Genomic DNA, 11,364 nt, shown 5'->3' on the forward strand with positions numbered 1-11,364 from the left:
AATATAGCGAACAAACACGGTAATTAGCTACTGGTTATCTGGCAAATTTAACAAGAATATTCGAGAGTGCGATGAAAACTATTCTAATTATGCGTCATGGCGAAGCAGCACCAGTGAAGGTAAATGATGAATCGCGACCACTTACTGGCCGAGGCGTTAACCAGGCGAAAGAGATGGCGTGGTGGTTAAAGGGGCATTACAAACCACAAGCGCTGTTGGTAAGTCCGTATACAAGAGCACAGCAAACGGCACAACAGGTGCTAGCCATTAACGATGTGACGTATGTAGAAATATGCAAGGATATTGTCCCAACTGGCAACGCCGCATTTGCGATTGATTACCTTGAAACCTTAATTAGCCTAAATACAGAGTTAGATGTATGGCTTATCGTTGCTCATATGCCCATAGTGAGCTATTTGGTTGAGCAACTGTGTCCAGAGCAGTTGCCGATTTTTAACACGGCAGCTGTTGCTGTCATTGAATACGACGAAGTTACGCAAAAAGGGGATTTTAAGAGCATGAATTCTCCGTCTCTATAGTCATATTGTGCTTGAAGTTTACTGAGTTTTTACTCTGTCTCTAAATTGTTAACGGTTAGATTTCAAAAGTAGGAACACGGAACCGACGCCAAACATCGCGGTTGCTTTGATGCAAGGACATATGTCCGCACTGGTGGCTTTTTTTGTTGCTAAAAGCTGTAAACGTCCGGCTTCTTGTTGCTAAAAATTCAAAAAACACTATTTTTTGTTGTTGGCTTGGCAGTAATATTTTAATTTGCTGCTATAATGTGGGCGTCACGTTCAGCCTTGCAGGTTCGCTTTGCACTCTCGGTTGCAAGGTCCGCGTAAAATAATTTACAAACGCGAAAAATTGAACGTACCACGCCAAGGTGATACGGCGACCATACTACCGTTGAACAAAAAGAGTGCATATAAAAGGTTAAATCCCAACATGAAAGCAATGAAAAGATCTACGTTAGCTACTTTAATCAATGCAACGTTGTTCTCTGCTGTAGCAGGTACTTCATTTTCTACTCTCGCCGCTGAACAAACCCCTGATGCGAAAAACAACCAACTAGAAGTGATTCAGATTACTGCGCGTAAGCGTGTTGAAAACGCACAGGAAGTTCCGGTAAGTGTATCTGCGCTGCAAGGTGACAATCTTGATGCATATAGCTCTGCGGGTATGGATATTCGCTTTATGAATGCGAAAATTCCGAGCTTATCTGTAGAGTCTTCTTTTGGCCGTACATTTCCGCGCTTTTATGTTCGTGGACTTGGTAACACCGATTTTGATTTAAATGCCTCTCAGCCGGTATCACTGGTAGTTGATGAAGTTGTTCAAGAAAACCCGATTCTAAAAGGTTTCCCTGTATTTGATATCGCTCGTATTGAAGTACTTCGTGGTCCACAGGGAACACTATTCGGTCGTAATACTCCGGCAGGTCTTGTGAAGTTTGATTCAGTTAAGCCAAGCCAATCGTTTGATGCTTACGGTGCTGTTTCTTACGGTAGTAAAGGTGCTGTTGACTTTGAAGGTGCTGCGGGTACTGGTTTAACTGATCGCTTATCTGCGCGTGTCTCTGTACTTTGGCAAGATAAAGAAGATTACATCGATGTTAAAGCGCCTGGATTTGAAAAAGAAGATTCACTCGGTGGCTATGATGAAAAAGCAGCACGAATTCAATTCTTGTACGAAGGTGAGGATTTCACTGGTCTATTAAATTACCATGTGCGTGATTTAGACGGTCGCCCGATTGCTTTTCGTGCCAACTTAATCGAAAAGGGCAGCAACAATATCAACCCGATTTACGATAACGATGTTGTTTATCATGATGCCGCTTCTCGCTCTACTCAGCAGGTAGACTCTCAAGGTCTTAACCTGAAATTAGAGTGGGATTTAGCTGAGCATACTGTTACCTCGATTACCGCTTGGGAAAGTGCAGAAATATACTCTCGCGCGGATGTTGATGGTGGTTATGGTGCTGCGTTTATTGGTTTCCAAGGTCCTGGTATTATTCCTTTCCCATCAGAAACCGCAGATGCCATTCCTGATCATGATCAGTACACACAAGAGCTGCGTCTATCAAGCAACTTCTCTGGAGACTTCAATTATCAAGTTGGTGTGTTCTTATTTGAAGAAGATTTAACAATAGAAAGCTTCTCTTACGATACATTAAGTTATGATGCTGCTGCGAATAACTATGGCCTGCAAAATGGCTACGCAGTACAAAATCAAGATACCTCAGCTTGGGCTTTGTTCGGCTCATTTGACTTCACTGTAACTGACGACCTTAAAATTACAGCAGGTCTTCGTTATTCAGATGATGATAAAGAGTTTTCAGCAAAACGCACTAAGAGCCCTGTGGGTGCTGCAGATCTGTTAGCCAAGACTGCGAACCCAAGCGACAGCCATGTAAGCTGGGATTTAAGCGCAGCATACAAATACAGCGATGATATTAACTTGTTTGCACGTATCGCTAATGGTTTTAGAGCACCAAGTGTTCAAGGTCGTATCTTATTCGGTGATGAAGTAACTGTTGCACAGTCAGAGACGACGAACTCAATTGAAGCGGGTATCAAATCAGATGTACTTGATGGTCAAGGTCGTGTAAATGCGACTGTATTCTACTATCAAATGGATGATCAACAGCTTACAGCTGTAGGCGGTGGCGCTAACTTCAATCGTTTAGTTAACGCTGATAAAACAACAGGTTATGGTTTTGAGCTAGACACAGAGTGGGTTTTAACTGATGAGTTAAATGCTACTTTCAACTTAAGCTATAACAAAACAGAGCTTAAAGATGATGCTCTAGCTGTTGCTATCTGTAGCCAATGTACTGTGACAGACCCTACGTACGAAATCCAAGGAGCTTTTGGTCCTGAGAAAAGAGCTATTTTAAACGGCAATAGCCTTCCACATGCTCCAGAGTGGATTGCTAACGCGACACTTCGTTATACCAAAGAGTTAGCTGGTGGTGACTTCTTCGTATATGGCGATATGTCATATCGTAGCGAGATTGATTTCTTCTTGTATAAATCAGTTGAGTTTGAAGGTGAAGCACTTTTTGAAACCGGTATTCGTACAGGTTACATGTGGACATCGGGTGACAATGAATATGAAGTGTCGGCATTTGTTCGTAACTTATTTGATGAGCAAGTGGTTATTGGCGGCGTAGACTTCAACAATAACACAGGCATGTTGAATGAAGAGCGTTTCATTGGTGCTGAGTTCAAAGTTCGTTTCTTCTAAAACAGTCTGAAATGATAATTCATGGTGAAAAAACCCGCGTTTGACGCGGGTTTTTTATTGCCTGTAATGAAAAGCACAGCGAGAGCTGATAAAGTCATACAAATCATCTAATGAAGAGAATAACTATGTCTGGATTTTGGAATTATCGCGTGATCTTTTGCGAAGCAACAAAAGATGAAGAAGCGCTTTATCAAATTCATGAGGTTGAATATAACCTAAATGGAAAAGTTACCAACTGGTCAGAAACAGGTGCTGCGCCTTTTGGACGCACAATTGACGAGTTGCTTGCGGATACCGAACGTTTAAAATCAGCATTTGAAAAACCGATTTTGAAAGTTGTTAGAAAGCCAAGAGGCTACGAGCTTGTTGAAGTTGAGAGTGGCTTAGAAGCAAGTGCTGAGCCACCTGCAGGACTAAGCCAATAATTTAAATCTGTTCAAGGAGCGGGTGATGAGTTTACGAGCCATTTTATTTGATTTTGATGGGACCCTAGTGGATTCTGAAGCGCTCCATTTCCAAAGCTGGATGCGAGTCTTAGCACCTTGGCAAGTGAGCTATGACGAGTTAGCGTTTTGTGATGAGTTTTCAGGTGTACCAACCTTAAAATCCGCTGAAATACTTAATCAGCGACATAAATTGAACACACAAGCACAGCTGCTAGCAGAGCAGAAAAATCGTTTATTTGTTGATGTTGCTGCAACCATGTTACCGAGCCTGATGCCTAACGCGGACGAAGTGCTCAAACTAGCAAGTAAGCAATACATTTTGGCTCTAGTAACGGGAAGCACGAGAGAAGAAGCATTACCTGTACTTAAGCACTATGCTCTCGATAGTTTGTTTGCTTGTATTGTGTGCAAGGATGATGTTACACATCCAAAACCACACCCCGAACCATATTGTAAAGCGCTTTCACTACTGGGTCTTAAATCGAGTGAGGCGATAGCAATTGAAGATACGCATACCGGGTTAAGTTCAGCAACATCAGCGGGCTTAAAGACAATCGTTGTACCAAACCATCATTCCAAAGAGCAAGATTTCTCACAAGCTTCTTATAATGTAGAAAACCTACAAGCTGCTTGGGAGACGCTAAAACAACTCGCATAACCTAGCTTTTAGACTACATTTTAAGGTTCAAGATAAGTGCAAGGAGCCTTAAAATGAAAATATGGATATCGTTTATACTTACCTACCTATGGGTTGTATCGCAAGTTTTTGCGCAACCTCTACCGCGTATTGAGCTTGCTAATCAATATCACGAAAACATTTTAATTTCAGATTACTTAGTGAGTGAAAAATTTGATGGCGTCAGGGCAATTTGGGATGGTCAATCGCTGCGGACAAAAGGAGGTCATAAAATAGCGGCACCAGCATGGTTTTTGGCGCCGTTGGGTACATCACCACTTGATGGCGAACTTTGGTCAGGCTATGGGCAGTTTGCATTTGTAAGCAAAGTAGTACGATCCAAGCAAAGCACTGACGAACAGTGGCGACGTGTACAATACCTCATCTTTGATTCTCCGAACAAGACTCAAGCATTTGTTGAGCGTTATCAAAGCTATAAAGCCGAAGTGTTGGAAATGGGTGCTGAGCATATCAAAGCAGTAACACAGTGGCAGTTTTATAATAATCAGCAACTAAATGAATACTACCAGCAGGTACTTTCTCACCAAGGTGAAGGTGTTATGTTGCATCAAAAAAGTGCGTTACATGTTGCTGGGCGTTCAGATAGGGTTCTAAAGTACAAACCATTTCAAGACGCTGAAGCGGTTGTTGTGGGTTATTCGCCAGGGCGAGGAAAATATACCGGGATGATGGGGGCGCTCAAAGTGGTAAACGAACAAGGTGTACCGTTTAAAATTGGAACGGGCTTCAGCGATGAGCTTCGTAATAACCCGCCTCCAATTGGTGCTCAAATAACCTATCGACATCAAGGGTTTACAAAGTATGGAAAACCTCGATTTGCACGCTTTTTAAGAGTGAGGCCGATACTCTAAATTGGTTAATTATTTGGTATTTAACCTCAATTAGGAAAATTTGCATATTCAAAGCGGAGGTTATTTAAGTTGAGTTTTTATAATTGGCTATGATAATCTGCGCGACCTTTTTTAGTCGTATGAGGTCGCTATGATTGTTGGTTTTGATTATGGAAGTTCAAATTGTGCTATAGGTACACTGGCGCATGGGCACCAAGTACAACTCGTTGAGCTGGAAGCTGGCCGTTACTATTTACCCTCCACACTCTATGCGCAACACAATGCGTTGGTGGTTGATTTTGTGGCAAATAAGCTAAAAGGTAGTGACCTTGCTGAAGCCTATCTGAATGCTCGAGCAAGTTTACTCAAAGGCGTGCCTGCAATACGCAGAGACCTCGATTTAGGCAGCGGTGAAACAGGCTTGCAAATTGGCACCGCAGCCATTGAAGAATACATCGATTTCCCTGAAGAAGGCTATTTTGTTAAGTCACCTAAATCATTCTTTGGTGCAATCGGGCTTAAACCTCAGCAAATTGCTTTTTTTGAAGATATTGCCAGTGCAATGATCATGCAAATCAAGCAGCGCGCAGAGCAGCAACTTCAACGAACAATCACACATACGGTAATAGGACGCCCAGTAAACTTTCAAGCCGTCGGTGGTGAACAAAGCAATCAACAGGCCATTAATATTTTGACGACGGCTGCAAAACGGGCTGGGTTCAAAGAGGTGGAGTTTTTATATGAACCACTTGCGGCTGGGATTGACTATGAATCAAGATTACATGAAGACCAAAAAGTCTTGGTCGTGGATATCGGTGGGGGGACCAGTGATTGCTCCTTTGTACAGATGGGCCCCAGTTTTCGTGGCCGTAGTGTACGGGATCAAGATTTTTTATCACATACAGGTAAACGCCTTGGTGGCAACGATCTAGATATAGCAATGGCTTATCATAACTTTATGCCACTTTGTGGTTTAGATTCTACCCTTAAATCAGGTCTGCCAATGCCAAATCAATTGTATTGGCAGGCGTGTAAAATTAATGATCTTCACTTGCAAAGCGAGTTTTACTCACAGGCGAATGGCCGCAATCTAAAAGCGATGTTGCGAGATGTGAGTGAACCGAATAAATTAGCCAGATTATTAAAAATCCAACAAAGTAAATTGAGTCATCAGGTAGTGCGCCAAGGTGAGCTGAGCAAAATCTCATTATCGAGTGATGCTGAGTATATGGCAAAGCTTGATTGTATTGAACCACAGCTATTTAAGGACGTCACTCATACAGACCTTAAAGAGGCGGTTACTGATAGCTTGAAACAAATATGTGAGCTAGCACAAGATGCGATCACGAGTGCGCAAACACAACCGGATGTTATTTATTTAACAGGTGGAAGTGCGCAATCACCACTTTTAAAAGCAGCCCTTAATCAGTCCTTGGGTGATATTCCTATGCTCAACGGTGACAACTTTGGTAGTGTTACCGCTGGGCTAACTAAGTGGGCACATCAAATCTATAGCTAATCAAGCCGAGTAGCCAGATAACCTTGGTAATCTGGCAGGCTGCGGGTTATTTCTTGCGCCATGCAAGGGGAGCTGATCAGCAAGTCAGCAGTGACTTCATTACATGCAACTGGAATATTCCATACTGCAGCAAGTCTGAGTAGAGCTTTGACATCGGGATCATGGGGTTGTGATGCCAGCGGGTCCCAGAAAAATATCAACATATGGATCTGGTGTTCGGCAATTTTTGCGCCGATCTGCTGGTCGCCACCCATCGGACCACTGAGTAGCTTTTCTACGCTTAAGCCAGTCTCTTTTTCTATGACATGTCCAGTAGTACCTGTGGCATAAAGCTTATGAGTTTGTAGTATCGACTCATGAGCGAGGCACCATTTTTTGAGTGCGGCTTTTTTACCATCATGAGCAACTAGTGCAATGTTTTTAGTAATTGGTAAAGTCTGTTCAGTCGTTTGCATTGTTCTTACACTATTAAATTTACGGCTAAGGCAATAAAAATGAATCCTGATATTCTATCTATCCATATCGGGGCGTTTGGGTGGCGGCGAAAGTAACCGGCAATTTTATCTCCGCCATAAATATAGGCACAGTCTATCGGAAAAGCGAGTATTGGGTACAAAAGGCCAAATATAGCCAGTTGCAACGTTGCGCTTGAGAGGCTCGGATCTACAAACTGAGGAATAAACGCAATAAAGAATAACGCAACTTTTGGGTTGAGTACCTCGGTCATCATTGCCTGTACAAAGACGTTTCCCGATTTTTTTGTACTTACATGCGGCTTGTCTTCGCACGCAATCTGTTTTTTAAAGGTGTCTTTGAGTGTTATTACACCCAAATAAGCCAAATATGCTGCGCCAAGGTAAAGCACTGCGTTATAGGCACTCTCAGAGGCTTTTAAAACAGCTGATAGGCCAACTACAGCAAAAATGGTATGTATTACTCCTCCTGCAGCGAAACCTAACGCGCTTTTCATTCCTGCCTGACGTCCATGCGTGAACGTCTGCGCCATTAAAAATGCATTAGAAGGGCCCGGTGCCACAGCGATAACAGCGCTGGCGATTAAAAAGGAGATAACTGATTCAGGATTGAGCATTATTAACTAGTAGAACAACAACAGTGTCAGTCAGTCTAAGCTGTTTTGAGGGGAAAATAAATGGATATAAGGAATAACAAAAAGCGGGCTATGCAGCCCGCTTAAATTAGGTTGGGTTTTTAGAACACAACAGTTTGAGTATCAGAACAAACAGTCGTACTGCCTTGCTCGCATACTTGGTAGATGTAGCTACCGCCGCCCTTGCCACTGATGCTGTCCGTGTAGCTATTATCGTTTGCAGTTGTGACAATATTACTACCGTTACGATAAATATCTACTTGGCTGGTGCTAGCGCCTTGCCAGTTAAGGTCAACGTACTTACCACCTTTTTGCTTGTAGCCAGATGCTGTAAGGTCGATGCTGCCATTACCTGGGTCACCACCATTATCACCACCAGAACAACCGTTTGCAGTTAGGTAAGCATCAGCATCAGCTGCTTTAACAATACCGTAACCGAAGTATACGTCTTTACCAGCTGCGCCAGCATCTTCTGCAGTTGCTTTAAGTGCTGCACGGATCTCTTGACCAGTACACTCTGGGTGATTTGACCATACAAGAGCTGCTACACCAGAAACTGCAGGCGTTGCCATAGAAGTCCCGCTCATGAAACCGTAATCGCTTGTGCCAATGTTTACAGTTGCAGTACTTGCAGCCATAAGTGTTGCTCGGTCTTCAAGTGCTGCCCCTACAGCTGGGATACTTGTAGTGTTAGTATCACCTAGTGTGCCATATAACATGCCAGCTTCGTTGTTTACGATAATCGCACCGATACCACCAGATGCTTCACAGTTTGCAACTTTGTCATGGAAAGAAATATTACCACGGTCGATTAAACATACTTTACCAGCAGCGCCAGCATCAGTTGCTTCAGCTGTACCCATGAAGAATAGGCTGCCAGTTACAGTGCCAGAGTTTTCCATAGCTGAGCTTGCAACAACATTGCCATCTACGTTTAAGCTTGCTGATGTTGCCATACCCGCTGGGTAAGTTGAAAGCGTATCTACGCCACCGGCTGTTACTTCAACACAGATAGTTTCGTCTTCAGTTGTATTTTTACCTTTACCACTAGCGCAGCTTGGGAATTGTGAGAAATCAGCGATTTGGTTGTTCGCATCGTTTGCACCGATCATCATTACTGAAGGGTAACCTGCTGGGTATGAACGTACATCGTTACCATCGTTACCAGCGGCAGCGACCACTAGACCACCTGCAGCGTTAAAGTTAGCAAATGCGTTTGATTCAGTGTTATTTGAACCACCACCGCCTAAACTCATGCTGATGATATTAGCGCCCGCTTGAGAACAAAGGTTTGCAGCATGAGCTAGGTCAGAAGAATAACCCCAACCTTCAGCGTTAAATACTTTGATGATATGCATGTCAACACCAGGTGCCATACCAACAACACCTATGTTGTTATCTGCAGCACCAATAGTACCTGCTACGTGAGTACCGTGAGGACCACCATTATCGTACCAGTTACCTGTACCTGAGTCGTTATCACCGGTGATGTTACCCCAGATGAAGTCAGGGTTAGAGCTATCAAGACCTGAGTCGATAACACATACTTTCATGCCTGCGTTGGCGTTGAAAGTAACTTGGTCAGCTTGTGATTGGTAAACAGCATAGGGTGTAAGTTGCTGTGTCATTGCATCTCCAGCATCATCATTGTAGATGCCAAGAGGAACACGTTTGAAGTCTTGCTCAACTAGTTTTACGTGTGGGTTGTTAAGTAAGCCTCTTACTTGAGATAAGTCTTTACCAGAAAATGTTGCTGCGATAAATCCGTCGCCATCGACATGAAGTTGCGCACCCAACTGCTTTGCTAACGCTTTTACAACGCCTTTATTATTATTTTCAACTTGAATGATGTAACGGTCATCTGAAGCCTGTGCGCTAGCAGCTGCACACATACCGGCAAACATTAGTGCTGAAGTGAACTTGTTTAGTTTCATTATTATTATCTCTAGTTCGTTAAAATGAGTGAAGCGATTGTTAAACTTGATTGTTAAATAAATAACAATTGATTAACGGGGAAACAGAGTAGATCGAAATGGCTAGTAACGTAAAGAATAATTTATTGCTTTTTTTATAAAAATTTAGAGTATTTAATTATGTGTATATACGATTATAGTATTAGAGGAAGTCTAGCAGGTTACATGGTTTACTATTATAGATACATGATTTACAAAGGAAATGATAAGTATGTTTATTTGAGTACCTAAGTGCGGTCTAAGCCGCACTGTGTAGAGTTTGTTTATTTTTACCTAATAATGCAAATAAAAATGGCGTGACTAACAGAAGATGCAGAGCCAACTGGTAGGGGGCTGTTAAATGTAGCTGTTGTGTTAATAGGGCCAAAATTCCAGCACCGCTCATTTGCATTACGCCAATAAGTGCAGAGGCCGTACCTGCTTGTTTGGCAAATCCAGAGAGTGCTTTACCTGCGGCAGAGCCAAGAGAAAATGCAAAGCCAACAGAGGCAATATACATAGGCAGCATAAAAGCAGCAGGATGTTGATAACGTGTTGCGAGCAGCATAGTTAGACCACCTATTGTAAATAGGGTTAAACCCACGACTAAAGCGAGTCGACTGTGGCGTTTTATGAGTATCGGTGCGGTAAAGCTGGCGACGATACTTAAAATGGCATTGCCTGTAAACCATGCTGTAAACATAGAAACTGAGCCATGTAGTTGATTCATTATCCAACCAGGTGCGGTTGTCACAAAAACGAGCATGGCTGCCATGCCCAGCATGGTAATGCTAGCATTAAACATAAACTCGTTGCTTTTTAGCATCGGCTTGAAGCGGCTGAAGTTGAGAATGTGTCCCTCATAGATACTATCAACAGGTTTCGTTTCACGATATAACCACATAAGTAATAGTAAACCGATAACCGCGAAGCCTGATAGAAAGGTAAAATTACTGCGCCAGCCGAACTCTAATGTTAACCAAGCACCAAGTAGGGGAGCTAATGCAGGAATGAAGCACACGATACCATTGAGATAAGTGATCATTTGACCACTTCCTTTATGGCCAAAGCTATCTCTGACAATCGCAAAAGCCGCGACAAATGTGGCACAGGCTCCAAAACCTTGTAATGCTCTAGCCACCATCATCCATGTCCAGCTATCAACCAGCGATGCTATCACAGCGCCCAACATAAACAGTGTGATGCCAAAGCTTGAGACAGGTTTTCTACCGTATTTGTCAGCCAGTGGTCCTGCGATTAACTGCCCTAAGCCAACGGTGAGCATGTAGACACTAATGGTTTGCTGAATTTTTGACTCAGATACAGCCAAGCCCTGTTGCATGGCTTGAAAAGCCGGTAGGTATAGATCAATACCTAGCGGGCAAAAAATCACTAATAAAGCTAGGATAAAGATAAGCGTTTTGCTAGTTAAATCAGATTGTGGCATGACGACTCCTTTTGGCGGCTATTCTAATGCGCGAAAATAAAAAGAACAGGACAAAGCACCGGATCATCAAAATAAAAGCGTAAAAGCATGCTGAGTGTATTCTCCAAACAGGT

General features: G+C 42.9%; 10 protein-coding genes. 6 read left to right on the forward strand and 4 right to left on the reverse strand.

Annotated features, from left to right (window positions below; all coding sequences use genetic code 11):
• Window positions 1–71: 71 nt before the first annotated feature.
• From sixA to yegD, 6 genes are all read left to right on the forward strand, one after another.
• Window positions 72–539 (forward strand): phosphohistidine phosphatase SixA, encoded by a 468-nt coding sequence (gene sixA / locus HG263_RS18035; RefSeq protein WP_171627486.1) that lies wholly within the window; start codon window positions 72–74, stop codon window positions 537–539.
• A gap of 412 nt (window positions 540–951) precedes the next feature.
• Window positions 952–3,252, forward strand: coding sequence for a TonB-dependent receptor (locus HG263_RS18040; RefSeq protein WP_171627487.1), 2,301 nt, complete (start codon window positions 952–954; stop codon window positions 3,250–3,252).
• A gap of 125 nt (window positions 3,253–3,377) precedes the next feature.
• A complete protein-coding gene (locus tag HG263_RS18045; protein WP_171627488.1) occupies window positions 3,378–3,677 on the forward strand; it encodes a hypothetical protein in 300 nt (99 codons plus the stop codon).
• Window positions 3,678–3,702: 25 nt separating this feature from the next.
• Entirely contained in the window at window positions 3,703–4,356 is a 654-nt protein-coding gene (locus HG263_RS18050) for an HAD family hydrolase (RefSeq protein ID WP_171627489.1), read from the forward strand.
• Between the two features lie 53 nt (window positions 4,357–4,409).
• Window positions 4,410–5,246, forward strand: coding sequence for a DNA ligase (locus HG263_RS18055; RefSeq protein WP_171627490.1), 837 nt, complete (start codon window positions 4,410–4,412; stop codon window positions 5,244–5,246).
• Window positions 5,247–5,376: 130 nt separating this feature from the next.
• Window positions 5,377–6,744: a molecular chaperone gene (gene yegD / locus HG263_RS18060; protein ID WP_171627491.1), complete on the forward strand. Its 1,368-nt coding sequence runs from the start codon at window positions 5,377–5,379 to the stop codon at window positions 6,742–6,744.
• On the opposite strand, the gene HG263_RS18065 is transcribed toward yegD, so the two are convergent.
• The 4 genes from HG263_RS18065 to HG263_RS18080 form a co-directional block, all read right to left on the reverse strand.
• Window positions 6,741–7,199, reverse strand: a complete 459-nt coding sequence (locus tag HG263_RS18065) for a methylglyoxal synthase (protein WP_171627492.1) — start codon at window positions 7,197–7,199, stop codon at window positions 6,741–6,743. The genes yegD and HG263_RS18065 overlap by 4 nt on opposite strands.
• Window positions 7,200–7,204: 5 nt before the next feature.
• Window positions 7,205–7,834 carry a LysE family translocator gene (locus HG263_RS18070; protein ID WP_171627493.1) on the reverse strand — a complete coding sequence of 210 codons (630 nt, stop codon included), beginning with the start codon at window positions 7,832–7,834 and terminating at the stop codon, window positions 7,205–7,207.
• 119 nt (window positions 7,835–7,953) lie between these two features.
• Window positions 7,954–9,786 (reverse strand): S8 family serine peptidase, encoded by a 1,833-nt coding sequence (locus HG263_RS18075; RefSeq protein ID WP_171627494.1) that lies wholly within the window; start codon window positions 9,784–9,786, stop codon window positions 7,954–7,956.
• 277 nt (window positions 9,787–10,063) lie between these two features.
• Window positions 10,064–11,251 carry a multidrug effflux MFS transporter gene (locus tag HG263_RS18080; protein ID WP_171627495.1) on the reverse strand — a complete coding sequence of 396 codons (1,188 nt, stop codon included), beginning with the start codon at window positions 11,249–11,251 and terminating at the stop codon, window positions 10,064–10,066.
• Between the last annotated feature and the right edge of the window lie 113 nt (window positions 11,252–11,364).

Source organism: Pseudoalteromonas caenipelagi, assembly GCF_013140855.1.
In the GTDB taxonomy this organism is placed as follows: Bacteria; Pseudomonadota; Gammaproteobacteria; order Enterobacterales; family Alteromonadaceae; genus Pseudoalteromonas; species Pseudoalteromonas caenipelagi.